Source organism: Luteibacter sp. TLI7-4A (assembly GCF_056754745.1).
Genome location: NZ_JBPGWO010000001.1, coordinates 4,048,721 through 4,075,086, shown reverse-complemented (window position 1 = coordinate 4,075,086; position 26,366 = coordinate 4,048,721). Strand labels below are relative to the sequence as shown.

At 66.7% G+C, this 26,366-nt stretch carries 23 protein-coding genes and 1 riboswitch; of the genes, 12 read left to right on the top strand and 11 right to left on the bottom strand.

The annotated features are described in order from the left end of the window. Positions 1–3: 3 nt before the first annotated feature. A complete protein-coding gene (mpl, locus tag ACR9Y6_RS17850) occupies positions 4–1,362 on the bottom strand; it encodes a UDP-N-acetylmuramate:L-alanyl-gamma-D-glutamyl-meso-diaminopimelate ligase (RefSeq protein WP_481282500.1) in 1,359 nt (452 codons plus the stop codon). A 70-nt stretch (positions 1,363–1,432) separates the two neighbouring features. Next, positions 1,433–2,017 (bottom strand): adenylate kinase, encoded by a 585-nt coding sequence (locus ACR9Y6_RS17845; protein WP_481282499.1) that lies wholly within the window; start codon positions 2,015–2,017, stop codon positions 1,433–1,435. 178 nt (positions 2,018–2,195) lie between these two features. On the opposite strand from ACR9Y6_RS17845, the gene ACR9Y6_RS17840 reads away from it, so the two are divergent. Further along, on the top strand, positions 2,196–3,452 hold the full coding sequence (locus ACR9Y6_RS17840) for a 6-phosphofructokinase (RefSeq protein ID WP_481282498.1): 1,257 nt from the start codon (positions 2,196–2,198) through the stop codon (positions 3,450–3,452). Between the two features lie 133 nt (positions 3,453–3,585). On the opposite strand, the gene ACR9Y6_RS17835 is transcribed toward ACR9Y6_RS17840, so the two are convergent. Continuing rightward, a complete protein-coding gene (locus ACR9Y6_RS17835) occupies positions 3,586–4,428 on the bottom strand; it encodes a UdgX family uracil-DNA binding protein (protein ID WP_481282497.1) in 843 nt (280 codons plus the stop codon). Positions 4,429–4,454: 26 nt separating this feature from the next. Here ACR9Y6_RS17835 and ACR9Y6_RS17830 point away from each other — a divergent pair, with 26 nt between their 5' ends. The 6 genes from ACR9Y6_RS17830 (at position 4,455) to ppa (ending at position 11,970) form a co-directional block, all read left to right on the top strand. Then, positions 4,455–5,741: an amidohydrolase family protein gene (locus tag ACR9Y6_RS17830; protein WP_481282496.1), complete on the top strand. Its 1,287-nt coding sequence runs from the start codon at positions 4,455–4,457 to the stop codon at positions 5,739–5,741. 150 nt (positions 5,742–5,891) lie between these two features. Then, a complete protein-coding gene (locus ACR9Y6_RS17825) occupies positions 5,892–6,332 on the top strand; it encodes an RcnB family protein (RefSeq protein ID WP_481282495.1) in 441 nt (146 codons plus the stop codon). A gap of 15 nt (positions 6,333–6,347) precedes the next feature. After that, entirely contained in the window at positions 6,348–6,701 is a 354-nt protein-coding gene (locus tag ACR9Y6_RS17820) for an RcnB family protein (RefSeq protein WP_481282494.1), read from the top strand. A gap of 113 nt (positions 6,702–6,814) precedes the next feature. Next, positions 6,815–8,863 carry a sodium-translocating pyrophosphatase gene (locus tag ACR9Y6_RS17815; RefSeq protein WP_481282493.1) on the top strand — a complete coding sequence of 683 codons (2,049 nt, stop codon included), beginning with the start codon at positions 6,815–6,817 and terminating at the stop codon, positions 8,861–8,863. 364 nt (positions 8,864–9,227) lie between these two features. After that, the gene (locus ACR9Y6_RS17810) at positions 9,228–11,351 is read left to right on the top strand and encodes a prolyl oligopeptidase family serine peptidase (protein WP_481282492.1); all 2,124 of its coding nucleotides are present in this window, start codon (positions 9,228–9,230) and stop codon (positions 11,349–11,351) included. A gap of 85 nt (positions 11,352–11,436) precedes the next feature. After that, positions 11,437–11,970 carry an inorganic diphosphatase gene (gene ppa / locus ACR9Y6_RS17805; protein ID WP_481282491.1) on the top strand — a complete coding sequence of 178 codons (534 nt, stop codon included), beginning with the start codon at positions 11,437–11,439 and terminating at the stop codon, positions 11,968–11,970. Between the two features lie 150 nt (positions 11,971–12,120). Here ppa and ACR9Y6_RS17800 read toward each other — a convergent pair whose 3' ends face one another. From ACR9Y6_RS17800 to ACR9Y6_RS17785, 4 genes are all read right to left on the bottom strand, one after another. Beyond that, positions 12,121–13,140, bottom strand: a complete 1,020-nt coding sequence (locus tag ACR9Y6_RS17800; protein WP_481282490.1) for a DUF2333 family protein — start codon at positions 13,138–13,140, stop codon at positions 12,121–12,123. Between the two features lie 42 nt (positions 13,141–13,182). Further along, positions 13,183–13,755 (bottom strand): ferritin-like domain-containing protein, encoded by a 573-nt coding sequence (locus ACR9Y6_RS17795; protein ID WP_481282489.1) that lies wholly within the window; start codon positions 13,753–13,755, stop codon positions 13,183–13,185. 197 nt (positions 13,756–13,952) lie between these two features. After that, positions 13,953–15,824, bottom strand: coding sequence for a phosphomethylpyrimidine synthase ThiC (gene thiC, locus ACR9Y6_RS17790; protein WP_481282488.1), 1,872 nt, complete (start codon positions 15,822–15,824; stop codon positions 13,953–13,955). 81 nt (positions 15,825–15,905) lie between these two features. After that, positions 15,906–16,005, bottom strand: a riboswitch (TPP riboswitch). Between the two features lie 34 nt (positions 16,006–16,039). Next, positions 16,040–16,705: a TetR/AcrR family transcriptional regulator gene (locus ACR9Y6_RS17785; RefSeq protein WP_371022545.1), complete on the bottom strand. Its 666-nt coding sequence runs from the start codon at positions 16,703–16,705 to the stop codon at positions 16,040–16,042. Between the two features lie 342 nt (positions 16,706–17,047). Between ACR9Y6_RS17785 and ACR9Y6_RS17780 the strand changes: the two genes are divergently transcribed. From ACR9Y6_RS17780 to ACR9Y6_RS17770, 3 genes are all read left to right on the top strand, one after another. Continuing rightward, complete coding sequence (locus ACR9Y6_RS17780) at positions 17,048–17,707, top strand: protein-L-isoaspartate O-methyltransferase family protein (RefSeq protein ID WP_481282487.1); 660 nt, start codon at positions 17,048–17,050, stop codon at positions 17,705–17,707. A gap of 35 nt (positions 17,708–17,742) precedes the next feature. Continuing rightward, entirely contained in the window at positions 17,743–19,140 is a 1,398-nt protein-coding gene (locus ACR9Y6_RS17775; RefSeq protein ID WP_481282486.1) for a TolC family outer membrane protein, read from the top strand. 286 nt (positions 19,141–19,426) lie between these two features. Next, entirely contained in the window at positions 19,427–19,765 is a 339-nt protein-coding gene (locus ACR9Y6_RS17770) for a hypothetical protein (protein WP_481282485.1), read from the top strand. 59 nt (positions 19,766–19,824) lie between these two features. On the opposite strand, the gene waaA is transcribed toward ACR9Y6_RS17770, so the two are convergent. After that, positions 19,825–21,090: a lipid IV(A) 3-deoxy-D-manno-octulosonic acid transferase gene (gene waaA, locus ACR9Y6_RS17765; RefSeq protein ID WP_481282753.1), complete on the bottom strand. Its 1,266-nt coding sequence runs from the start codon at positions 21,088–21,090 to the stop codon at positions 19,825–19,827. Between the two features lie 71 nt (positions 21,091–21,161). Here waaA and lpxL point away from each other — a divergent pair, with 71 nt between their 5' ends. Next, a complete protein-coding gene (gene lpxL, locus ACR9Y6_RS17760) occupies positions 21,162–22,088 on the top strand; it encodes an LpxL/LpxP family Kdo(2)-lipid IV(A) lauroyl/palmitoleoyl acyltransferase (protein ID WP_481282484.1) in 927 nt (308 codons plus the stop codon). A 177-nt stretch (positions 22,089–22,265) separates the two neighbouring features. Continuing rightward, a complete protein-coding gene (locus tag ACR9Y6_RS17755) occupies positions 22,266–23,183 on the top strand; it encodes a DUF535 family protein (RefSeq protein WP_481282483.1) in 918 nt (305 codons plus the stop codon). Here ACR9Y6_RS17755 and ACR9Y6_RS17750 read toward each other — a convergent pair. The 3 genes from ACR9Y6_RS17750 to ACR9Y6_RS17740 are packed head-to-tail and all read right to left on the bottom strand — an operon-like array spanning position 23,127 to position 26,330. After that, positions 23,127–23,924: a glycosyltransferase family 2 protein gene (locus ACR9Y6_RS17750; RefSeq protein WP_481282482.1), complete on the bottom strand. Its 798-nt coding sequence runs from the start codon at positions 23,922–23,924 to the stop codon at positions 23,127–23,129. The two genes, ACR9Y6_RS17755 and ACR9Y6_RS17750, sit on opposite strands and share 57 nt — an antisense overlap. Beyond that, positions 23,914–25,194, bottom strand: coding sequence for an O-antigen ligase family protein (locus ACR9Y6_RS17745; RefSeq protein WP_481282481.1), 1,281 nt, complete (start codon positions 25,192–25,194; stop codon positions 23,914–23,916). Before ACR9Y6_RS17745 ends, ACR9Y6_RS17750 begins: the two co-directional genes overlap by 11 nt. Next, entirely contained in the window at positions 25,191–26,330 is a 1,140-nt protein-coding gene (locus ACR9Y6_RS17740) for a glycosyltransferase (protein ID WP_481282480.1), read from the bottom strand. Before ACR9Y6_RS17740 ends, ACR9Y6_RS17745 begins: the two co-directional genes overlap by 4 nt. Between the last annotated feature and the right edge of the window lie 36 nt (positions 26,331–26,366).

Genomic DNA, 26,366 nt, shown 5'->3' with positions numbered 1-26,366 from the left:
AGTCTAACCCGCGTCCAGCGCCGCGAAGAAGCGCCGCGGCGCTCCTTCGAAGCCGCCATTGGACATGAAGACGACGTGGTCGCCGTCGCGTGCTTCCGCCGCCAGCGCCGCGACGAGTCCGTCCACGGTGGGCGAGGTGGCGCCGCGGCCGTCAAGCGCGGAGGTGACCTTCCCCGCATCCCAGGCAAGCTCGGGCCGGTGCAGGAAGACCACGCGGTCCGCGTCGGCCAGCGAAGGCGCGAGTGCCTCGGCATGCGCCCCGAGCCGCATCGAGTTCGAACGCGGTTCCAGCGCCACGAGGATGCGCGCGCCGCCGACCTTCGCCCGCAAGCCCGCCAACGTGGTGGCGATGGCGGTGGGATGGTGGGCGAAGTCGTCGTATACGGTCACGCCACGCGCCATGCCGATGAGTTCCATGCGCCGCTTCACGCTCGCGAAGTCGCCGAAGGCGGGCAGCAACGCGACGGGATCGGCGCCGGCCGCCGTCGCCGCGGCGAGCGCGGCCAGCGCGTTCATGACGTTGTGCCGGCCCAGCGATTCCCAACGGACCTCGCCCAGCGGCATGCCGGCGCGGTGCACGCGGAAATGCGAGCCATCGGAGGACAGAAGTTCGGCGCGCCAGTCGCCGGCGTCGATGCCGAAAGTCTCCACCGGCGTCCACGCGCCCATCGCCAGCACCTCGGCCAGGTAGGCGTCCTCGGCGTTGACGATCAGGCGGCCGTTGCCCGGGACGGTGCGCACCAGGTGGTGGAACTGGCGCTGGATCGCCGCCACGTCGGGGAAGATGTCCGCGTGGTCGTATTCGAGGTTGTTGAGGATCGCGATGCGCGGCCGGTAATGGACGAACTTGGACCGCTTGTCGAAGAAGGCAGAATCGTATTCGTCGGCCTCGATCACGAACGGCTTGCCTTCGCCACGCCGCGCCGAGACATCGAAGTTCCCCGGCACGCCGCCGATCAGGAAGCCTGGCGAGAGGCCGGCGGACTCGAGCAGGTGCGCCAGCAGGCTGGTGGTCGTGGTCTTGCCATGCGTGCCGGCCACCGCCAGCACCTCGCGCCCGCCGAGCAGGGTCTCGCCCAGCCATTGCGGCCCGGAGATGTAGCGCAGGCCTTCGTCGAGCATGTATTCCACGGCGGGGTTGCCACGCGTCATGGCATTGCCGACGACGACCAGGTCAGGCGCGGGCTGCAGGTGTTCCGCCTTGTAGCCCTGCATCAGGGCGATGCCGAGATCCTGCAACTGGGTGCTCATGGGCGGGTAGACGTTGGCGTCGGAGCCTTCGACGGTAAGGCCGAGTTCGCGCGCCAGCGCGGCGACGCCGCCCATGAAGGTGCCGCAGATACCGAGGATGTGGACGCGCATGTGGGGGCTCGTCTGGCGCGGTGCGCAGGCACCGCGGAGATCCGCCGGCGTGGCCGGCGGACCAGGGGGATCAGGCGCTGGCGGCCTTGACGCCACCGGGCAGTACGTCCAGCACGCGCTGGGTCACCTCGTCGAGCTCGCCGACGCCGTCGACGACCTGCAACTTGCCGCGCTGCTTGTAGAAGTCGGCCACGGGCGCGGTCTGGTCGGCATAGATGCTGAGCCGCCTCTTGACCGTGTCCGGGTTGTCGTCCGGACGGCCTTCCTTCTCGAAACGCACTTCGCAGCGGTCGACGATGGCCGAATCGGGCACGTCGAGCTTCACCACGACATCCAGCGGCTGGCCGATGCGGGCGAGCACGGTATCGAGCGCGTCGGCCTGCGCCAGGTTGCGCGGATAGCCGTCGAGGATGAAGCCCGGCTTCGCGTCGGGCTCGCCCAGGCGATGCTCGATGATGCCGAGCATGATGTCGTCGGGCAGCAGCTGGCCGGCGTCCATGAGGCCCTTGGCCTTGAGGCCCAGTTCGGTGCCGGCCTTGATCTCCGCGCGCAACAGGTCGCCGGTGGAGATGTGCGGTACGCCGAGGCGTTCCTTGAGGCGGGTGGCCTGGGTACCCTTGCCGGAACCGGGGGCGCCGAATAGCACGAGTCGCATTGATGCTCCGTTTCGTCGGACGCACGGGGCAAACCCGCCGCCGGACACGAGAAAATGGGTCTCAAGGTAACGGCAGCGGCGCCGCCGCGTCAAACGGCTGAAATACCGGCCCCGTTCAAGCCACCGTGACGCCGGGCGCGCTACCCTGCGCTTTCCGCCCACCAGAAGGATGCGAAGCATGGCCGCCGGCAAACTCCTCTACGCCCAGTCGGGCGGTGTCTCCGCCGTGATCAACGCCACCGCCGCGGGCGTCATCGAGACGGCCCGGGACAAGGGCATCGTGGTATATGCCGCGCGCAACGGCATCCTTGGCGTGCTGCGCGAGGAGCTCATCGACACCTCCAAGGAAGCCAAGGCCAACATCGCCGCGCTGAAGCACACGCCGGGCGGCGCCTTCGGCTCCTGCCGCTACAAGCTGAAGTCGCCGGAGGAGAACCGCGCCGAATACGAACGCCTGATCGAGGTCTTCAAGGCGCACGACATCCGCACCTTCCTCTACAACGGTGGCAACGATTCGGCGGACACCGCCAACAAGGTCTCGAAGATCGGCCAGGCGCTCGGCTACGAGGTGAACTGCATCGGCGTGCCGAAGACGATCGACAACGACCTGGTGGTGACCGACACCTGCCCGGGCTTCGGCTCGGTGGCCAAGTACACGGCGATCGCCGTGCGCGAGGCCAGCCTCGACGTCGCCTCGATGATGGATACCTCCACGAAGGTGTTCATCATCGAGGTGATGGGCCGCCACGCGGGCTGGATCGCCGCGGCGGCCGGCCTGGCCGGTTCGGCGGCGGGCGATCCGCCGCACGTCATCCTGTTCCCGGAGAACGTTTTCGATCCGGAAGCGTTCCTCGCCAAGGTCAAGGCCACCGTCGAGAAAGTGGGTTATTGCACCGTCGTGGTGTCCGAGGGCGTCAAGGACAAGGAAGGGAAATTCCTCGCCGAGTCCGGCGCGCGCGACGCGTTCGGCCATGCGCAACTGGGCGGCGCCGCGCCGGTGCTGGCGGCGCTGGTGCGCGAGAAGCTGGGCTACAAGTACCACTGGGCCCTGCCCGACTACCTGCAGCGTTCGGCGCGGCACGTCGCTTCCAAGACCGACCTCGAACAGGCTTACGCCGTGGGCAAGAAGGCGGTGGAATACGCGGCGGAAGGACTCAACGCCGTCATGCCGGTGATCGTGCGCACGTCGGACGAGCCGTACAAGTGGAAGATCGAGGCGGCGCCGCTGGACAAGATCGCCAATCACGAGAAGAAGATGCCGAAGAACTTCATCTCGAAGGATGGTTTCGGCATCACCGCGGCGGCGCGCCGTTACCTCGCGCCGCTGATCCAGGGCGAGGCCCCGCCGCCGTACGGGGCGGATGGCCTGCCGGTGTATGTGACGCTCAAGAACGCGGCGGTGCCGAGGAAGTTGAAGAAGTTCGCGATCGGGTGACATCGCGCTCCAGGGGTGGGGGAGCCGCTCGTTGTGGGAGCCGCTTCAGCGGCGATGGTGCTTGCGGTGACCTGGCTCGCTGCCGCGGGATCGTCGACAGAGTCGGCTCCCACCCGGCTCCACGAGTACTCATCTACCCCAACACCTCGCGCAACCGCTTGAGGTCGCGAACGAAATCCGCGAAGCCCTGCTCGCGTGCCTCATGCCCCGGCAAGCGCAGCAGGTACGACGGATGCACCGTGGCCAGTCCACGGCGTCCGTCCGCCAGTTCGATCCAGCGCCCGCGTTCCGCCATCAGCCGGAACGACGCGCCAAACACCGCCTGCGCCGCCATCGCGCCCAGGCATACGATGCCCTTCGGATCGATGCGGTCGATCTCCGCCGCCAGCCAGGGCCGGCATGCCGCCTGCTCCTCCGCGTTCGCCCGCTTGTGCAGGCGCACCTTTCCCCGCGGCTCGAACTTGAAGTGCTTCACCGCATTGGTGACATAGAGAGCACTACGTTCGATGCCCGCCGCATCCAGCGCGCGATCGAACAACTTGCCTGCGGGACCGACGAAGGGCTTGCCGGCCAGGTCTTCCTGGTCACCGGGCTGTTCGCCGATCACCACGATCCGCGCGTGCACCGATCCCTCACCGAACACCGTCTGCGTCGCCGGCTTCCACAGGTCGCACGCCCGGCACTCGCGTGCCTGCTTGCGCAAGGCCGCGATACTGCCTTGCGGCGCGTCCACGGCAGCCTTCTGCAAGGGCGTGATCTTCTTTCCACGAATCGTCGGCTGCTTGTCGACCATGGCTTCCATCCTCGGCAACGCGTCGGCGCGGCTTGCTCCGGGTCCGCAGGGAGACTCTCGCCGTCGCGGTGCGCGTTGCGTGACGGCGCCAGCAAGGATCGGTGCATGCCAATGAACCGGCAGGCCACCCTGTGCGGGCCAACGCGGTTGGCGATGACCCGGCGGCGAAGCGGCCGGTATCATGAAGCGTCATCCTTCCCGGACCCGCCATGGACCTCATCATCCGCCACGCCAGCCTTACCGACGGCCGCACGGACGTCGACATCGGGATCGTGGACGGCCGCTTCGCGGCGATCCAACACGGCCTGCCGGCGAAGGGAGCCGAGGAGATCGACGCACAGGGCCGGCTGGTCGCGCCGCCGTTCGTCGACGCGCATTTCCACATGGATGCCACGCTGTCGCTCGGCCTGCCACGCCTGAACGCCTCCGGCACGTTGCTCGAAGGCATCGCGCTGTGGGGCGAATTGAAACCCCACCTCATCCAGCAGGCGCTGGTCGATCGCGCGATGGCCTATTGCGACATGGCCGTGGCCCAGGGACTGCTCGCGATCCGCAGCCACGTGGACGTCTGCGACGATCGCCTCCTGGCGACGGAAGCGTTGCTCGAAGTGAAGCGCCGCGTCGCGCCGTACCTTCACCTCGAACTCGTTGCGTTCCCCCAGGACGGCCTGCTGCGCTCGCCGCATGCGAAGGCGAACCTCGTGCGCGCGCTGGACATGGGCGTGGACGTGGTCGGCGGCATACCGCACTTCGAACGGACGATGGCCGACGGTGCCGCCTCCATCCGCTGGTTGTGCGAACTGGCGGCGGAGCGCGGCCTGCGCGTGGACATGCACTGCGACGAGTCCGACGACCCGCTGTCACGCCACATCGAGACATTGGCTGCGGAGACCATCCGTACCGGCTTGCAAGGGCGTGTGACGGGCTCGCACCTCACCTCGATGCACTCCATGGACAACTACTACGTGTCCAAGCTGCTCCCGCTCATCGCGGAAGCCGGCGTGCACGCGATCGCCAATCCACTGATCAACATCACCCTGCAAGGCCGGCACGACACGTATCCGAAACGGCGCGGCATGACCCGCGTGCCCGAACTCATGGATGCGGGCGTGAATGTCGCCTTCGGCCACGATTGCGTCATGGACCCCTGGTACGGCATGGGCTCCGCCGACATGCTCGACGTGGCGCACATGGGCCTTCACGTGGCGCAGATGACTTCCACGGCGGGCGTGGCGCGCGCCTTCGCCGCCGTGACCGCCAACGCGGCGCGGGTGCTCGGCCTGGAGGGATACGGCATCGCGCCGGGAAACCGCGCCGACCTGGTGCTCTTGCAGGCCGGTGACGCCTACGAGGCCATCCGGCTCAAGGCGAACCGCCTGCTGGTGGTACGCGGGGGCCGGATTCTGGCCCGGACACCTGAACGGAGAACCGAGCTCCGCCTGCCGGAACGCCCGGAAAACCTCAGCCTGGAGTTCCGCCCGGGCTCGATTTCCTGAACGCGCCGGTTCAATAGCTGTCGCGGCAATGAACGCTTTCTTGAATCTTTCATTTCGTAGGACTTCGCGTTCAGCCAACGCTGCCTAGCATCCGAATCGTCGATCGGCCGTGGTGACCCGCGGGGTGACGATCGTCCTGGGAGACCTATGATGAAAACGATGCTTCGTACCGCGTTCGCTGTGCTGGCGCTGGCCACCACCACGGCGGCCTTCGCCGACGACCATGGGCGCGGCGACCGCGACCACGGCCGTGATCGCGACCGCCACGGCTACGACCGTCGCCATGACGACCGCGGCTGGCGCCACGACAACGACTGGCGCGGGTATCGTCCGCCGCCGCGTTATTACGGCCACGGCTACGACCACCGTTATGACCATCGCCCGGTCTATTACCACCGTCCGCCACCGCCGCGTTACTACGGCCATTGGGAGCGCGGGCATCGTTACTACGGACGCAACGTGGTCGTGTACGACTACGGCAGCTATCGCCTGCGTCCCCCGCCGCGCGGCTACCACTGGGTCCGTGAGAACAACGATTTCCTCCTGGTCGCCATCGCGACAGGCATCATCTTCGACATCGCCACGCGTTAACGGGAGACACGAATCATGAAATCGTTCGGCAAACTGGTCTTTTGCATCGCCACCCTGGGCGCGATCGCGCCTGCGTTCGCTTTCGATCCGCCGCGCGGTGGACCGCCAGGGCAGGATCGCCGCGATGACAAGCGCGACGACCGCGACTGGCACGACGACCGCGGCAATCATCGCGGCCCGCCGCCGCATGCACGCAGCTGGCAGCGCGGTCATCGCTACGATGGTCCCGTCATCATCGTGAACGACTATCGCGTGCGCCACCTGCGCGAGCCGCCACGTGGTTACCACTGGGTCCGCGACGACGATAGCGACCAGTACCTGCTCGTGGCCATCGCCACCGGCATCATCCTGGATATAGCCACGCGGTAACCCGAGCGTGCGCTGCGGCACCTACGCCGCAGCGCACAACGCCTTCCCCCGCCTCCCCTGCCTATACTCGGATCGGGCCCCATGTTGGGCTCCCACAATTCGGGGAGGCTTCGATGCTGCAGCAGTACGGTTTATGGATCGCGCTGGCATGTGCGGTCGTTGCGATTCTGTACGGCGCGTTTTCGGTCAGTTGGGTCTTGGCCAGGTCGCCGGGCAACGAACGAATGCAGGAGATCGCCGCGGCGATCCAGGAAGGCGCCCGCGCTTACCTCAACCGCCAATACGCCACCATCGGCGTCGTCGGCATCGTGCTTTTCCTGCTCCTCGGCATCTTCCTCGACTGGGGTACCGCGATCGGCTTCGCGCTGGGGGCGGTGCTCTCGGGGGCGGCCGGCTACATCGGCATGAACGTATCCGTTCGCGCCAACGTACGTACCGCCGAGGCCGCCAGGAGCGGCCTTTCTTCTGCCCTCGCGGTGGCCTTCCGTGGCGGCGCCGTCACCGGCATGCTGGTGGTCGGGCTCGGTTTGCTCGGCGTGGCCGGTTATTACGGCGTGCTCACCCACATGGGCTACGAGCGCACGCATGTCCTGCATTCGCTCGTGGGGCTCGCCTTCGGGTCCTCGCTGATCTCGATCTTCGCGCGCCTGGGCGGTGGCATCTTCACCAAGGGTGCCGACGTGGGCGCGGACCTGGTCGGCAAGGTCGAGGCCGGCATCCCCGAGGACGACCCGCGCAATCCGGCGGTCATCGCGGACAACGTGGGCGACAACGTCGGCGATTGCGCCGGCATGGCCGCCGACCTCTTCGAAACCTACGCGGTGACCCTGATCGCCACGATGTTGCTGGGCGGCGTGATGGCGACCGAGGTCGGTCCCTCGGGCGTGCTCTACCCACTGGTGCTCGGCGGCGCCTCGATCGTGGCGTCGGTCATCGGCACGTTCTTCGTGAAGACGCGCGGCGGCAAGATCATGAACGCCCTTTATGCCGGCGTGGCCGTTTCCGCCGTACTGGCGGCGGTCGCGTTCTGGCCCATCACCCAATCCCTGATGGCCGATTCCGCCTTCGGCCCGGGCCGCATCTATGGCTGCGCGATCATCGGCCTGGTGCTCACCGGCGCCATGGTGGTGATCACCGAATACTACACCGCGACCGAGTTCCGCCCGGTACGCCACGTGGCGCAAGCCTCGACCACCGGCCATGCGACCAACATCATCGCCGGGCTCGGCGTTTCGATGAAATCCACCGCGCTGCCGGTGCTCGCCGTGTGCGCGGCGATCTGGGGAGCATTCGCGCTGGCCGGCCTCTATGGCATCGCCATCGCCGCCACCGCCATGCTGAGCATGACCGGGATGATCGTGGCCCTGGATGCCTACGGGCCGATCACCGACAACGCGGGCGGCATCGCCGAGATGGCCGAACTCCCCGCCGAGGTGCGTGGCGTGACCGATCCGCTGGACGCCGTGGGCAACACGACCAAGGCGGTGACCAAGGGCTATGCGATCGGTTCGGCGGGCCTCGCCGCCCTGGTGCTGTTCGCCGATTACACGCATAACCTGAACCTGCATTTCGGCGGTACCGAGGTGCGCTTCGACTTGTCCAACCACTACGTGATCATCGGCCTGCTGATCGGTGGCCTGATTCCTTACCTGTTCGCCGCCATGGCGATGGAGGCAGTGGGTCGCGCCGCTGGCTCGGTGGTGGAAGAAGTACGCCGCCAGTTCCGCGAGATCGCCGGCATCATGGAGGGAACGACCAAGCCCGACTATTCCCGCGCGGTGGACCTGCTCACCCGTTCGGCGATCCGCGAGATGCTGGTTCCCTCGTTGTTGCCGGTGCTGGTGCCCGTGGTGGTGATCTTCGGCTTCAAGTGGCTGGGCGGCCCGGAGGCCGGCGCGCAGGCTCTGGGCGGCGTGCTGATCGGCACGATCGTCACCGGCCTGTTCGTGGCCATCTCCATGACCACGGGAGGTGGCGCCTGGGACAACGCCAAGAAGTACATCGAGGATGGCCACTTCGGCGGCAAGGGCTCCGATGCGCACAAGGCGGCCGTCACCGGCGATACCGTGGGCGATCCGTACAAGGACACGGCGGGGCCGGCGGTGAACCCGCTGATCAAGATCATCAACATCGTGGCGTTGTTGTTGATTCCGTTGCTGTAGGGGCATCGCCGGCTTCAGGAGCATCGCCGACAGGGTCGGCTCCCACCAGAGCCCGGCCCACCCGGTTGTCTCCCACCAGGCTTGCTTCGCCCTGCTGCGAGGCTTGCCTCGCCTTGGTGGGGGTTTGCCTCGCCTTGGTGGGAGGTTTACCTCACCCTGGTGGGAGCCGACCTTGTCGGCGATCCCGCGGCAGCGGGCCAGGTCGAGGCAAGCACCCATCGCCGCTGAAGCGGCTCCCACAGTGAAGTGGCTCCACTGACATGCCGTCCCGGGATGGACACATCCCAGGATAGGTAGGAAGTCATGGCATCCACCGTGATGCCGCTGCGTTAAGGTCGGGCTTTCACCCCAGGATCACCGACCCATGCATCGACGCTGGATTGCGCTGGCCATCGCCCTTACCTTCAGTGGCATGACCCAAGCCCACGAAACACCCAAGACCGCCGCGCCCGCCATCGAAGCCGGCGCCGATGACGAAAACCTCTGGCTCGACGACATCGACGGTGCCAAGCCACTGGAATGGGTCAAGGCGCGCAACGCCGAGACCGTCGCCAAGTATGCGGAAGGCGAGGATTTCAAGACCCTCGACGCGCGCATCCTCGAGGTGCTCGATTCCGACGCGAAGATTCCCATGGTGTCGAAGATCGGCGACCACTACTACAACTTCTGGCGCGACAAGCAACACCCGAAGGGCCTCTGGCGGCGGACGACACTAGCCGAGTACCGCAAGGACAAGCCCGCCTGGGAGACGGTGATCGATCTCGACGCGCTCGCCGCCTCCGAAAAGGAGAACTGGGTGTGGCATGGCGCCCAGTGCCTCAAGCCCGACAATCGCCGCTGCCTCGTCTCGCTCTCGCGCGGCGGCGCGGACGCCGACGTGGTGCGTGAGTTCGACCTGTCGACGAAGAACTTCATCGAGGGTGGTTTCACCCTGCCCGAGGCGAAGAGCCAGGTCGCGTGGATCGACGACGACCACATCTACGTCGCCACGGACTTCGGTCCCGGCTCCATGACGACATCGAGCTACCCGCGCATCGTGAAGGAGTGGAAGCGCGGCACGCCGCTGTCGTCCGCCACGACGGTATACGAGGGTAAGCCGAGCGACATGTCGATCTCGGCCTTCCGCGATCTCACGCCCGGCTTCGAACGCGACTTCGTGCAGCGTGCGCTGGAGTTCTACAACTCGGAAACCTTCCTTCGTGGCAAGGACGGCAAGCTCGCGAAGGTCGACGTCCCCAACGACGCCGAGACCGACGTCGAACGCGAGTGGCTGTTGATCGAGCCGCGCACGCCGTGGACGGTCGGTGGCAAGACCTACCCTTCCGGCGCGTTGCTGGCGGCGAAGTTCGACGATTACATGGCCGGCAAGCGTGACATCACCGTGCTTTTCACGCCCGACGAGCACACCTCGCTGTCGAGCCACTCGTGGACGCGCCATCACCTGATCCTCAACCTCATGCGCGATGTCGTCAGTGAGATCCAGGTACTGACGCCGGCCTCCACGGGTGCATGGAAGAGCGAGACACTGAGCGGCGCGCCCGCGCTCAGCACGATGCAGGCCGGCGGCATCGACGCCGACGAGAGCGACGAGTATTTCCTCACCGTCTCCGGCTTCCTGCAGCCCACGACGCTCTACTACGGCACGCTGGGCAAGGGCGAGCGCGAGGCGCTCAAGCACAGCCCGGCGTTCTTCGACGCGTCGCGGTTCGTCGTGAGCCAGCATTTCGTCACGTCGAAGGACGGTACGAAGGTGCCCTACTTCGAGATCGCGCCCAAGGCGATGAAGGCCGACGGCAACAACCCGACCCTGGTCTACGGTTACGGCGGCTTCGAGATTTCCCTGCAACCGATGTATTCCGCCGGTGTCGGCCGCGCATGGTTGGAAAAGGGCGGCGTCTACGTCATCGCCAATATCCGCGGCGGCGGCGAGTACGGCCCGCGCTGGCACCAGGCGGCGCTGAAGGCGAACCGTCCGCGTGCCTACGAGGATTTCGCGGCCGTCTCGCAGGACCTGATCGACCGCAAGATCACCAGCCCGCGCCACATGGGCATGATGGGCGGCAGCAATGGCGGCCTGTTGGCCGGCAACATGCTGACGAAATATCCGCAGCTCTATGGCGCGATCGTGAGCCAGGTGGCCCTGCTGGACATGAAGCGTTATCCGCACATGTCGGCCGGCGCCTCGTGGATGGCCGAATACGGCGATCCGGACAAGCCGGAGGAATGGAAGTACATCCAGACCTTCTCGCCGTACCAGAACCTGCGCAAAGGCACCAGGTACCCGCCCGTGCTGTTCACCACCTCGACCCGCGACGACCGCGTGGGACCGGTTCATGCGCGCAAGATGGCCGCCCGCATGCAGGCCATGGGCTTCGACGCCAGCCTCTACGAGAACATCGAGGGTGGCCACGGCGCCGCGGCGGACAACAAGCAGTCGGCGTTCATGAACGCCCTGGCCTATACCTACCTCTGGGAACACCTGAAGTAAGGGAGCGCCCCGCCCCGGGGTTTCCCCCGGGGCGGGTGGCCCTATCCTATCCGGCCGACTTATCCCCGAAGAATCAAGGAATCCCATGGGTCTGCACCTCGTTCCCGCCGGTCGCAACGTGCCGGATGAAATCAACGTCATCATCGAAATCCCGAAGGATGCGGAGCCGGTCAAGTACGAAGTGGACAAGCAGAGCGGCGCGATCTTCGTCGACCGCATCCTCTCCACGCCGATGCGCTATCCCTGCAACTACGGCTACGTCCCCGGCACGCTCGGTGGCGACGGCGACCCCCTCGACGCCCTGGTGATCCTCCCCCTGTCCCTGGTCCCGGGCTCGGTGATCCGCTGCCATCCGGTCGGCATGCTGAAGATGACCGACGAGGCCGGCGCGGACGAGAAGCTCGTCGTGGTGCCGGTGGAGAAGGTGTTCGCGGGCTACGCGCATATCCGCGACATCAAGCAGGTCTCGGGCCACTGGCTGGAGCGCATCGGCCACTTCTTCGAGCACTACAAGGACCTGGAGAAGGGCAAGTGGGTCAAGGTCGACGGCTGGGTCGGCGCAGAAGAAGCCAAGGCCGAGATCGTGTCGGGCATGGAACGCTACAAGGTCGATAACTGATCGTGATCGATGTGGGTGCTTCTGCCGGTTTTGGCGAGCACCCATCGCCGACAAGGTCGGCTCCCACCAGGACCCGCGCAGGTCCTGGCGGGAGCCGATCCTATCGGTGATCCGCGCGCAGCGCGGCCCGTTCACCGCACCCCATCACCGTCACCCGCGCCCCAGCAAGCCCCGCAGATCGATGATCGCCGCGTTCGCCCGCGATATGTAGTTCGCCATCACCAGCGAATGGTTGGCGAAGAAACCGAACGGCGAACCGTTGAGCACCACCGGGCTACCCAGCGCCTTCTGCGACTCTTCCAGTTCCCGGATCACCTGTTGCAGGCTGGCATCCGCGTTCTTGCTGCGCAGGATCGGGGCGAAGTCGTGGCGGATCGCCTTCAGCTGCTCCAGCAAGGTCCAGGTATAGCCACGCGCTTCGTAGAAGTTGTCGTCGATCTTGTTCCAGGGGGTCTTCACATACACGGCCTTGGCCGGGCCCGCGTTCGCGGCCACGTCGGCATTCGGCGCGGCATCCACCTTCAACTGGCCGACACTCGCCGAAAGCCGCTGCGAGAGCGAACCAAGGCGTGCTGACACCGTCTGCAGGTAATCGGCCAGGTTGTCGGCGCGCGCGTAGAAATGCGCGTTCGCGTCCTCGGCGTCCGACAGCCGCGAGAGGTACTTTTCGAGATCGTCCGTGGCCTTCGCATACTGCGACTCCGAACTCGGCAGCAGCCATCGGTCGTTCGGACTGTTGAGCAGCGGATCCGCCTCGCCCAGGTCCTTGTCCTCGGTGGACTGTGTCTGCGAACGGCTGAAGTCGTTGCGCAGCGATCGCGCCAGGTCGCGCGAGGCGACCAGCGAGCCGAATTCCCAGTTGGGCATGTTGTCCATGAACACCCCGGGCGGCAGCTTGTCGTTGCTGAGGTAGCCACCGCGTTTGTCCAGCAGGGTGTCGACCGAGCGGATCAGTGTGTAGGTGGTGACGGCACCCGTGCTCAACGGGCGGCCGATGTCCTTCATGTGGGCCGTGGTGACGGCGACCGGATCGAACTGCTCGGGCTCCTTGTCCCACCACCACATCATGATGAGGATCAGCAGCACGAGCACCGCGACGAGCAGCGCGATCGCCATGCTGATGGGGTTCCGTCGGCGCCTGGCCGGCGCGGGCGTGGCGGTCGCATTCATGGGCCATCCTTATCGTCGCGAACGTGGGCGCCTAGCTTACCGTCAATGCGACGAGGGTGCCGCCGGCTCGCCCTTGGCGCCAAGGTTCTCCAACAGGGTCGCCATGTCCTCGGCGTGCTCTTCCTCCTGCGCGAGGATGTCCTCCATGATGCGCCGGGTGGTCGGGTCGTCGTCGCCGATGTATTGCACGATCTCGCGGTAGCTGTCGATGGCGATGCGCTCGGCGACGAGGTCTTCCCTGATCATCTCGACCAGCGTGGTGCCTTCGACGTAGTCGGCGTGGCTGCGCGACAGCAGGCCTTCCGGGTTGAAGTTCGGCGTACCGTCGAGCTGGGTGATCCGCTCGGCGATGCGGTCGGCGTGGGCCTGTTCCTGGTTGGCGTGTTCGAGGAACTCCGACTTCACGCTTTGCGAATGTATGCCCGGCGCCATGTAGTAGTGATACTTGTAACGCAGCACGCAGACGATTTCCGTGGCCAGCGCTTCGTTGAGCAGCTTGATCACCGTTTCGCGATCCGCACGGTATCCCGTGGTGACGGCGCCACGGTCGATGTGTTCACGGGCGCGCTTGCGGATGTTCTCGATGTCGCTGACGAAGGGCTTGCCGTTGGCCATTGCCTGTCTCCTCGGGAGAGTGGGTAGGAATGGCGGGAACGTTAGGACCGCTGCCGGGAAGGGCGGGTGAAGATGACGGCGGGATCGCCGCTGAAGCGGCTCCCACCACGGCATCGGCCGTCACCAGAGCACCTGCTGTCACCGGCAGGGCACATCGGTCCCCACCAGGGAACCGGCTGTCGCCGGAGCACCGGCACTCATGCCTTGTGGTAGACCTCCGCGCCTTGCGCCAGGAATTCAGCCGACTTCTCCGCCATGCCGCGCTCGGCCAGCGCGATCGCGCCCTGTTCCGCCGCGTAGTCGCGCACGTCCTGGGTGATCTTCATCGAGCAGAACTTCGGCCCGCACATCGAGCAGAAATGGGCGGACTTGTGCGCGTCCTTCGGCATCGTCTCGTCGTGGAATTCGCGCGCCTTGTCCGGGTCCAGGCCGAGGTTGAACTGGTCGTCCCAACGGAACTCGAAGCGGGCCTTGGACAAGGCGTTGTCGCGCACCTGCGCGCCCGGGTGGCCCTTGGCGAGGTCGGCCGCGTGCGCGGCGATCTTGTACGCGATGATGCCATCGCGCACGTCCTGCCGGTTGGGCAGGCCCAGGTGTTCCTTCGGCGTGACATAGCAAAGCATGGCGGTGCCGAACCAGCCGATCATCGCCGCGCCGATCGCGCTGGTGATGTGGTCGTATCCGGGCGCGATATCGGTGGTCAGCGGTCCCAGCGTATAGAACGGTGCTTCATGGCACTTCTCCAGCTGGCGCTCCATGTTCTCCTTGATGAGATGCATGGGCACGTGCCCGGGGCCTTCGATCATGCACTGCACGTCGTGTTTCCAGGCCAGCTGCGTGAGTTCGCCGAGCGTATCCAGTTCGCCGAACTGCGCGGCATCGTTCGCATCGGCCACGCACCCCGGACGCAATCCGTCGCCGAGGCTGAAGGACACGTCGTAAGCCTTCATGATCTCGCAGATGTCCTCGAAATGCGTGTAGAGGAAATTCTCGCGATGGTGCGCAAGACACCACTTGGCCATGATCGAGCCACCGCGCGAGACGATGCCGGTGACGCGCTTCGCCGTGAGCGGGACGAAGCGCAGCAATACGCCGGCGTGGATGGTGAAATAATCCACGCCCTGCTCGGCCTGCTCGATCAGCGTGTCGCGGAAGATTTCCCAGGTGAGGTCCTCCGCCACGCCACCGACCTTCTCCAGCGCCTGGTAGATCGGCACGGTGCCGATGGGCACCGGCGAATTACGGATGATCCACTCGCGCGTCTCGTGGATGTGCTTGCCCGTGGAGAGGTCCATCACGGTGTCGCCGCCCCAGCGGATCGCCCAGACCAGCTTCTCCACTTCCTCCGCGATGCCCGAGCTCACCGCGCTGTTGCCGATGTTGGCGTTGACCTTGGTGAGGAAGTTACGGCCGATGATCATCGGCTCGGCTTCCGGGTGATTGATGTTGGCGGGGATGATCGCGCGACCGCGCGCGACCTCGTCGCGCACGAATTCCGGGGTGATCCGCGCGGGCAGCGAGGCGCCGAAGGCCTCGCCGGGGTGCTGCATGCGCAGCGTGCTGTCGGCCAGCGCATCGACAAGCTGGTTCTCGCGGATGGCGATGTATTCCATCTCCGGCGTGACGATGCCACGCCGCGCATAGTGCATCTGGGTGACGTTGGCGCCCGCTTTCGCGCGCAACGGCGCACGCGCGGAGGCGAAGCGGATGGCATCCAGCCGTGGATCGCTCGCCCTGTTCCGGCCGAAGCTCGACGACAGCCCGTCCAGGCGCTCGACATCGCCGCGCTCGGCGATCCAGGTCGCGCGCAACGTTGGCAAGCCGGCGGCCAGGTCCACCACGTGTCCCGGATCGGTATACGGGCCGGAGGTGTCGTAGACGACGATCGGCGGATTGTCCTCGCCGCCGAACAAGGTGGGCGTGGCGGCTTGGGCGATCTCGCGCATCGGCACGCGCAGGTCGGGCCGGCTGCCGGTGACGTGGATCTTTCGGGAGCCGGCGATCGGCGCGGTGACGGACTGGGACAGCTCGCGCGCGGCGCGGGCCAGGTCGGTGGGCAAGGCATTCATCGGCTTCTCGTTCCTCACAGGGGAAGGGAGAAGCGGACGGCGCCGTCACGAGGCACGACACGTGCCAGGAGGGCACGCACGTCGACCGTGGACGAAGCTTCCTACGCCGGTACGGACCGGATCAGGTTCGAAGGGACTCTCTCAGCCCGCGCGTATCGCATGGGCACCCCCGCTTCGCCGGGGATTCAACCACGAAGCGGGCCGGGAAGCGAGCGTCAGACGCTCACGTGGCGCGGCGAGTACGCGCGCATGAACATGTCCACCGCGGCCAGGGCATTGGCCTTGACCTCTTCGGCGAACTGCACGGCGCAGTCTTCGCAACCGAACAGGCGCCGGATCAGGAGGTCGCCCTTGAGCAGGGCGAGGAACTGGGTGGTGGCACGCGACACGTCGGGGATGTCGAGCTGACCGCGCGATGCGGCGCCCTCGAGCAGGCGTTGCATCAACTTGTGCATGCGCGCCGGACCCTCTTCCCATACCAGGCGGCCGAAACGCGGATTGCCGCCCGACTGGCAGTCGGAGAGGATCGCGCGGAAGGTGCCCACCGATTCCGTGTTGGTTTCCATCGCCGCATGGCGGCTGGCGATGTTGGTCAGGGTGACGCGGATGTCGGCGCCCGGATTGAAATCGAACAGGTCGTCCGGCAGGCGTTCCTGCACGTGCGCGCGGATGACCTCGCGGAAGAGGTTGTCCTTGTCGCCGAAATGGCTGTACACGGTGAGCTTGGAAACGCCGGCGGAAGCCGCGACGGCATCCATGCTGGTGCCCGCGAAGCCGCCATGGGTGAAGAGCGACTTGGCCGCGTCGAGGATGGCCGCGCGCTTCTCCATGTCCTTCGGACGCCCCGGACCCTGGGTCTTCAGTTTCGGGCTGGCGTTCATGGCTGCACCTTCACAAACAGAAATTATGACTTTATTATACGCAGCGGTTCAGTTATTTCCAGCAGGCCGGAAAAACGCTGGCCGCACCGCTCGTCTACCTTAGAATGACAAGTGGGGGCGTTCGGGCGGTTACCCATGGCGGCCAAGGGTGGGCGCCGGCGCCCGTTCAGGCGCCGGCGTACGTTACCGGCGGCGTGGACCATGACTTCCGTCAGGCCGGTCCGGTGACTTCCGGCACTTCGCCGGATGGCGTCGGCACCGCAGCCTTAACACATTGGGAAAACGGGCGCTAAGCGCTTATCCTTCCGAATCTTTTTGCAGCTTTCGTACGGGATCCAACACATGGCGATGAATTTCGAGCAGGCGCGGCAGAACATGGTCGAGAACCAGGTTCGCCCCTGGGAAGTCCTCGACGCCGACGTCCTCGAGACCCTGAAGATCGTGCGCCGCGAGGATTTCGTTGCGCCGGCCCACCGGAACGTGGCATTCGCCGACCTCACCCTGCCCCTTGGGCATGGCGAGGTGATGATGAAGCCAGTGATCGAGGGCCGCGTGCTCCAGGCCCTGGCGCTCAACAAGACCGACGAGGTCCTGGAGATCGGCACGGGTTCGGGTTACCTCACCGCCTGCCTGGCCCGCCTGGCTGGCAAGGTCACCAGCATCGACATGCACGCCGATTTCGTCGAGGCCGCGCGCCAGCGCCTGGCCGCCGCGGTGGTGACGAACGTCTCGCTGGAAACCGCCGAGGCCGTCAACGGTTACAAGCCCACGGGCGTTTTCGACGCCGTCGTGGTCACGGGAGCCGTGCACACGGTGCCCGAGAAGTTCGTGCGCTGGCTGAAGCCTGGCGGGCGCATGTTCGTGGTACGCGGCGACTCACCCGCGCAAACGGCGGTGCTCCTTACCCACGAGGGTGAGGGCCGCTTCCGCGAGGAGTCGCTGTTCGAAACGGACCTTCCCTACCTGGCGCATGCCGCGCCGGTGAAGCGCTTCGTGCTCTGACCCACCAGATTCCCTATCACCCACGAGGCGAAACCATGCGCTTGAAGCTGCTCACCGTCGCGCTGGCATTGGCCGCGATGCCGTTCGCGAGCCATGCGGAAGACCTGCTCGACGCCTACCGGCAGGCACGGGCCAACGACCCGGTGCTGTCGCAGGCCGACTCCACCCGTCTCGCCACCGGCGAGAGCGTGACGCAGGCCCGCGCGCTGTTGCTGCCGCAGATCAATGCCCAGCTCAGCCTTAACCAGAGCGACCCGAACGGGCCCTCCCGCTCGATCGTCACCGACGCCGCCGGCAATCCGGTGGTCGACGGCGCCGGCAACCCGGTGCTCACCTCCGATGCGGGACACACCCGCACCCGCGAGCTGGGCGCCACCATCAGCCAGAGCGTGGTCGACTTCAGCAAGTACGCCGACCTGAAGGCGGCGCGCTCCTCGTCGGAGGCGCAGGACGCCACCTACGAGGCGGCCTTGCAGCAGCTCGCCACCCGCGTCGCCACCGCCTATTTCCAGGTGCTGACCAACGACGACGCCCTGACCTTCGCCAAGGCGAACGAGCAGGCGCTGGCCCGCCAGCTCGAACAGGCCCAGCAGCGTTTCGACGTGGGCCTTTCCGCGATCACCGACGTGCAGGACGCCAAGGCCCAGCACGACACCGCCGTGGCCGCGGTGATCACCGCCGAGAACACGCTGGCGGATTCGCGCGAGGCGCTCACCCAGATCACCGGCAAGCCGGCCGACAACCTGAAGAAGCTGCGCGAGCAGCTGCCGATGGACCCGCCCTCGCCCAACGATCCGAAAGCCTGGGTGGCCGAGGCGGTCAAGAGCAACCCGACCATCATCGCCTCGCAGTACAACGTCGAGTCGGCGGAGCACAGCATCTCGTCCGCGCGCGCCGGCCACCTGCCCACGCTCGATGCGACGGTCGGCTACAGCAAGAGCACGGCATGGACGCAGAACGCCGGCACCGCTTCCAGCGCGGGCACGCTCGGCAGCAGCAACGGCCGCGGAGCGACCAGCGTGGGCCTGACCCTCAACGTGCCGATCTTCTCCGGCGGCGCCACCCAGTCCCGCGTGCGCCAGTCGATCTACCAGCGTGACGCGGCACAGGATTCCCTGGAGTCGTCCCGCCGCCAGGTCGTGCGCGACACGCTGAACTACTACCGCTCGGTCGTCGCCGGCATCAGCAAGGTCGAGGCGACCAAGGCGGCCGTCGAGTCGTCCGAAAGCGCACGCGACGCCACGCAGGCCGGCTTCGAAGTCGGCACGCGCACCATCGTCGACGTGCTGATCGCGCAGCAGAACCTCACCCAGGCGCTCAGCGACTATTCGCAGGCCCGCCATCAGTTCATCCTCGACAAGCTGCTGCTCAAGCAGACCGCGGGCACGGTGGACGTGAAGGACCTCGAAGCGATCAACGCGCTGCTGCAGTAATTTCGCCAGGCGCGCGATGGAAGAAGAAAAGGGCCCGCGTGATGAACGCGGGCCCTTTTTTATGATCTTTGGCGGGAGCCGACCCTGTCGGCGATCCCGCGGCAGCGGGCCAGTCGAGGCAAGCACCCATCGCCGGCAGGGTCGGCTCCCGTCACTTCCTTAGCTTTGCCTTGGCATCGCTCCGGAATCGGACTACAGCTTCCTGAGTCTATCGCCTGCATTGGCGCCACTGCGCTGGATACATCATTCGTCAGCCCGTTCCGGGCGATCACGACCAAGGACGATCATGAAAATCCCCTTCCTCATCGGCGCCCTCGCGCTGGCCTCCTTCGCCACGGCCGCGAACGCCGAATCCGATCCGTACGAACCGTACGAGTACGAATTGACCTACCACGGCAGCGGCAAGCGACAGGCCTACGACCACGTCATGGCCGAGGCTCCCAGGAAATGCGACGCGGAAGGCGGTTTTGTCGCCAGCGTGCGCTACGACTACATCGGTGGCTGGGGCGCGGCGGCCAACATGCATTTCCTGAAGGCCACCGTCGTGTGCAAACCGACGCGCCCCGAGGTTCCGCCGCGGCCGGTCGCTGACCTCTCGCGCCCTGGCGCCTCGATCCTGCGGTAACGCAACGGCCCGCTCCATCGCCGAAGCCGCGCCCGCCGTCGAGGACATGGCGGGCGCGGTTATTCCTGCAGCAGGCTGTCGACCAGCTTCATCACCTTGCCGACCGAGCCCCGCTCGCTGTCGAACACATGACGTGCCGCCTCGCCCATGTGCCGACGCCGGACAGGATCGCGCAGCAGCGACAGCACCTGTTCGCCAAGCTCGTCGCCATCGTTCACCCGCTGCCCACCCTCTTCGTCGAGCAGGGCCTGGGTGATTTCCTCGAAATTGAACGTGTACGGACCGACCAGCACGGGCTTGCCCAGCGCCGCCGGTTCGAGGACGTTGTGGCCGCCGATCGACACCAGGCTACCGCCCACGAAGGCGACGTCGGCCGAAGCGAAGAAGCGCAGCAACTCGCCCATCGAATCGATGACGAAACACTGCGTGGTGTGGCTGGGAACGCCGTCACCGCTGCGCGTGGCGACCTGGAATCCCAGGCTGCGCACGGACGCCTCCACGGCCTTGAAGCGCTCGGGATGACGCGGGGCGATCAGCAGCAGGGCGTCGGGCAGGCGGCGCATGACGTCGAGGTGGGCTTCGAGCACGCACATCTCTTCGCCTTCATGGGTACTGGCGGCGATCCATACGGGACGCCCGGTCCCCCAGGCCTCCCGCATCGCCGTGCCCGCCTCGAGTGCGGCCTGCGGCACGGGCATGTCGAACTTGAGGTTGCCGCAGACCGTGAGCTGGCTGGGCTCCGCGCCCAACAGGCGGTAGCGCGCCGCGTCGGTACGCGACTGCGCGGCGATGTGGCTGACGCAACGCAACGCGCGCTTCACCAGCGAACTCATCCGCGCATAGCCGCGCAACGAACGCTCGGAAAGCCTCGCGTTGGCGATCAGCAGCGGAATGCCGTGGCGGCGGCAGGCGAAATAAAGGTTCGGCCAGATCTCCGTCTCCACGATCACCGCCAGCCGCGGCCGGGTGCTGCGCAGGAAACGCTTCACGGCGAACGGCAGGTCGTAAGGGAGGTAGACACTGTGCACGCTGTCGCCGAAGAGCTGGCGGACACGCTCCGAGCCTGTCGGAGTCACCGTGGTCACCAGCATCGGTGCCTGCGGGTAGGCCTCCATCAGCGCCTTCACCAGCGGCTCGGCCGCATTCACCTCGCCCACCGATACCGCATGCACCCAGAGGCAGCCGGCCAGCCGTGGTTCGCGGAAGCGGCCGAAGCGTTCGCGCCAGCGCACGTGGTAGTCGCCATAACGCATGCCACGCGCCATCAGGCGGAGCATCACCAGCGGCGTGAACAGGTACATGGCGAAGTTGTAGAGCAGGCGCAGCAGCACGCGGATCCCTGGTATTGCCATCGACCGGGCAGTATAGCCGCCCCCATTCGCTACAATGACCGGCCATGCCCGGTATGCCCCGCCCCCATCTCACGCGCCGCCTGCTCACGCCCAGCCACTGGCCGGCGTGGCTGGGCGTGGCCTTCATCTGGCTGATCGCGCGCCTGCCCTTCCGCCTGCTGATGCGCCTGGGCCGGCTGGCGGGCCGCCTGGCCCTGCACCTGAACCCGGAGCGGCGACGCATCGCGGCGACCAATATCGCGCTTTGCTTCCCGGAACTGGACCCGGCCGCGCAACAGGCGCTGGTCCGTGCCAACCTCTGCGACGTCGGCATGATGCTGGCCGAGTTCGCCCTCGGCTGGATGGGGTCCGACCGCGCCATCGCGCGCGTGCCGGTCACGGTGGAAGGACTGGAGCACCTGGAGGCGGCACGCCGCGCCGGCCGTGGCGTCCTGCTCGTCGGCGGCCATTTCTCGCATCTGGAACTGTGCGCGCGCTTGGTTTCCCAGCGCATCCGCATCGCCGGCATGTACCGCCTGATGGATTCGGACGTCTTCGAATTCACCGTGCTTCGCTCGCGCCTGCACTACGCCGACGCGATGTTCGAGAAGGACGACATCCGCGGCACGGTGAAATACCTGAAGGCGGGCGGCACGCTCTGGTACGCGCCCGACCAGGACATGCGCAGCAAGGACAACGTCTTCGTCCCGTTCTTCGGCGTGCCCGCGGCGACGATCACCGCCACGCACCACCTCGCCCGGCTGTCCGGCGCGCTGGTGATCCCCTTCTTCCATCGCCGCCTGCCCGGCGACGCCGGCTACGCGATGCGCCTGGACGCGCCGCTGGAAGATTTCCCCAGCAAGGACGCCGCCCTCGACACGGCGCGGGTGAACGCGCAGATCGAACAAATGGCCCGCGAAGCCCCCGAGCAATACCTCTGGGTGCACAAGCGCTTCAAGACCCGTCCCCCGGGCGAGCCGAAGATCTACTGAGCCACCGGACACCCGAAACGACTCACAGGCAAGTCGCGAGCTTTCATCGGACTTTCCCTGATCTTTCGTGATGCATAACGCCTGCACAACGACGAACCTTTCGTCCGAAATAACGAAAGCCTCGCGAAAAAACGCCAGCGTAGAAAGTGCGTCGTGCCCACAAGACGGACCTTTGCCATGCAGTCGTTTTTTCGTTTCGCGCGATCACTACGCGGCCGTGCCGGATGGCACAGCACGCGCACGCATGCCATCGGTGCGGTACTCACCTATGCGCTGCGCTGCGTGTCCCGGTGGCGCGCGCACGATGCATGGCTGGCCTTTCTCGAGAAGCCGCCGATGGCCGGCATTTCCTCCGTCGACAGCGTACTGATAGAGCGCTACCAGCATCGCTACATCAGCAAGGCGTGGAGCAGGGAGCGTCGCCTGAAGGCGCTGCGCGATCACTACGACTTCGCGCTGGCTCGGTTTCCGCGTCCGTTCTTCCACACCCTCTACCGCGAGCGCCAGGTGCTGGCCGGACGGGTGACGCTGCGCGACGGCGGCGCGCTTTCACTGATCGTCAAGGCGCCATTGCGCCGGGGCCGCGAGGGTGAACTCAGTCTTTCGCTCACCGACGAGAGCGGGCTGCAGATCTCGTACGCCACGATCTCCTTCATCGATGAAGGCCGCACGATCGTCATCGGCTGCCTGCAAGGCGCCGCGAACAACGCGGGCCGCGATGTCGTGCGCGAACTCACGCGCCAATGCCACGGCCTTCGCCCGAAGAACCTGCTGTTGTCGATGATCCGCGCCCTGGCCGACGCCTATGCGGTGGAACGCGTGCTCGGTATCGGCAACGCCGCCCATGTGTTCGCAGGCATTCCGGACAAGGTGAAGGCCGACTACGACGCCTTCTGGATCGAGTCCGACGGGGTCGCCGGTGAAGACGGCTTCTACGAGCTTCCTCCACGCGAACCCGTGCGTTGCGCATCGGAGATCGAAAGCAAGCGCCGCAGCGAGTTCCGCCGTCGCGAGGCCTTGCGCCGCGAGGCTTGCGAACTAGTCGTCGCCGCGTTCGGTTTCGAGCGGGCCGCGGCCGTCGCGCTGGCCGCCTGACCGGCGCAGTTCGTACAGCTTGGCGTACTTCAGGAACGCATAGAACGCGTGCACGCGCGCCGCGACGAAGCCCGCCCAGCCGCCGCGCCAGTGACCGCGCCAGAAGTAGTAACGGGCGAACGCCACCGCCGGGTAGAACACCATCCGCGTACGCAGGAAGCGGGGTGCACGGGTATGCCGGTCGCGCACCTGTAACGACGAGTAACGATTGGCCTTGTCGACGCGTCCTTCGATGTCGCGCTCGCCATGGTGGTCGATCACCGCATCCAGCCGCTGCACGGGGCCATCGACGACGACGCTTTCATGCACCTCGTGACCGCTCATGCGCGCCCGCGTGCGGTCGAACAGGCGCACGTAGTGGTTGAGCCGCGCTCGCTCCGGTTGCCAGCGCCAGAACACCCACTCGCGGCGGAGCAGCACGTAACCGGCGGCTTCCGGCGCGTCGAGCGCGGCACGGATGCGTTCCGCGGCCATCGCAGGTACCGCCTCGTCGGAATCGAGCAGCAATACCCATCGATGCCGGGCCAGGTCGATCGCCGCCTGCTTCTGGGCGCTGTAACCGGCGAACGGCTGCACATGCACACGGGCACCGTGGCCGGCCGCTATGTCGCAGGTTCCATCCGTCGAACCGGAATCGAGCACGACGATATCGTCCGCGAAAGCCACCGACGCCAGGCACGCCCCGATCGTGGCCGCGTTGTCGAACGTGGTGACGACGACCGATAGCGGCTCACGCGACATGCCTGGCCTCCACATCGGGAAGGTCGGCGAACAGGGCCGCGCACCACACCGACAGCAACCATGCCGCCAGCAGGCCCCACCATGCCGAATAGAACGCCATGTGGGTATTCAAGGGAAACAGGATGGCGGCCAGCGCCACCGTCGGCGGAAATGCGCGCGCACGGGCGACCGCACCGGCACGCCACCAGGCGCGCATCGCGTACACGGCGGCAGCGAACCAGGCCAGGAGGCCGAGGGTGCCGGTTTCCGTGGCGACCTCGAGCACGACCTGGTGCGCGTGGCAGGCGCCCTCGCCTTCCCCGCATTTCTCGATCGTCAGGAAGTGGTCGCCCGGTGAGGCCAGTGAAGGATAGGCGACGCGGAAGCCACGCACGCCCACGCCGTTCACCGGATGCGCGGCGTACATGCGCAGCGACGTTGTCCAGATATCGAGGCGACCCGTCAGTGCCGCGTCCATGCCCGCGGAGGTGCCCGACAATGCCGGAAGCGTATGCGCCACGCGATCGCGGAAGCGCGGCGACACCTGCCACGCCAGCACGAGGGCAAGGGCCACGACCACTCCGGCAGCGGCGCACGCCATCGCGAAGCGGCGGAACGACCCGGCTTCGCGCCAGACGAAGCACAGCGTGACGATGGCGTAGCAAAGCCACGAGGCGCGCGACCCGGACAAGAGCACCGGCCCCAGCGCGAACAGGAAGGCGGCGATGAGCCCGCGCCGGCCCCAGCGTTCACCAGCGGCCCACAACAGGAACGGTGCCAACGCGGACAAGGCGGGGCCGAGTTTCAGGTTGTCCGCGCCGAAGATGCCGGAGAGCCGCTCCGCGTCCGAGGCTCCCGCCAACCCGTAGCCCGTGAGCGCCTGCACCCAGGCATCGGCCACCCAGACCGCGACCACCGCGGCCGTGGCGAGGTAAAGCGCATGGACCTTTCCCGGCCGGCGCACGGCGAAGCAGGCGTACACGCCCAACGGGGCGAAGCGCAGGATGCCGGCGACCGTGCCCCAGCTCTTGCCGGGCGCCACCGCGTCCACCGCGGAAACCAGCGCGGCTCCGGCATAGGCCAGGAACAACCACAGGAACAGTTTCGCGCCCGGATGATGGCGCAGCGCCTGGGGCTCGCGCACGAGCAGGAGGATGCTGCCAATGAGGGCGAGGAAGACCCCGAGTTCGGCGCTGCGTCCGAACGGCAGCAAGGCCGGTACCAGCCAGACCGGCAGCAGCGGCGAGGCAAGCCCCGCCCGGATCGCCGCGCCGAAGCTAGGCCCGCTCACGCGGCTGGCACGCCTTCCACCACCTCCGCGTACAACGCCAGGGTGGCCGATTGCATGTCGGACAGGCGATAGCTGCGCGGCGGCGGGATGGACGGGGCGAAGCGAAGCAGCTCCGCGGCCCGTTCAACCAGCTTCTCGCGGTCGCCCAGCGGGACGCGGCCGGCGGGATAGAGTTCGGCCAGCAATTCGCCCACGCCGCCATGGGCGTAGCCGATCACCGGACGGCACAGCGCCAGGGCTTCCACCACCGTGCGACCGAACGACTCGGGGCGCCTGGAAAGCTGCAGCACCAGCGTCGACATCGCATAGATATCGCGCACGTCCGACCGCTGCGGCGAAATCACCACCTTGTCGTCGAGCCCACGCTGGTGGATCAGGTTGCGCAGCTCGGCCACATAGGCCTCGCGACCGGGTTCGTCGGCACCGAGCAGGAGCAGGCGGACGTCGATGGCCCGATGGGTGAGGTCGGCGATCAGCTCGATCGCATCCGCATGGCCTTTCAGCCGCGTGCCCCGTCCCGGCAGGGTGAGCAGTGGCGCACCGGCCAGCTGCGGGTATTCCTCGAAGAACGCGCGCTGCCAGCTGTCGTCCGGGCGGTAACCGTAGGGGAACGCGTCGGTATCGATTCCGCGCGGGATCACGGTGATGCGCGAGGTCTCGATATCCTTGGGATAGTGGCGCAGCACATAGTCGCGCAGGGTCTGCGAGACCACGATCACCCGTTCGCCGCGCAGGAGGATCGCGCTGTAGCGGCTTGGCGTGTTCAGGCCGTGCACGGTGGTGACGAAGTGCGGGCGCGGCTTGACGCCCCGCATCGCCCACCAGCCGATCCAGGCCGGCAGGCGCGAGCGGGCGTGCACGATGTCCGGCTGGATGTCGCGCAGCACGCGGCGCAGCTTGCCCACGGTGAACAGGGTGGCGAAAGACTTCCTGCCGATGGGCAAGGCGATGTGTTCGCTGCCTTCGGCCTCCAGCTGTTCGACCATCCGCCCGCCGGCCGAGACGACGATCGAGCGATGACCGGCCTGGACCAGGGCCCTGGCGATTTCCAGGGTCGAGCGCTCGGCGCCACCCGAATACAGGGCGGGGATGAGTTGTACGACGGTCATCGTCCGATTGGGAGAGACGGTGGCCATGGGTCGGTCCGTTTGAGAGGGTACGAAGGCAATGCA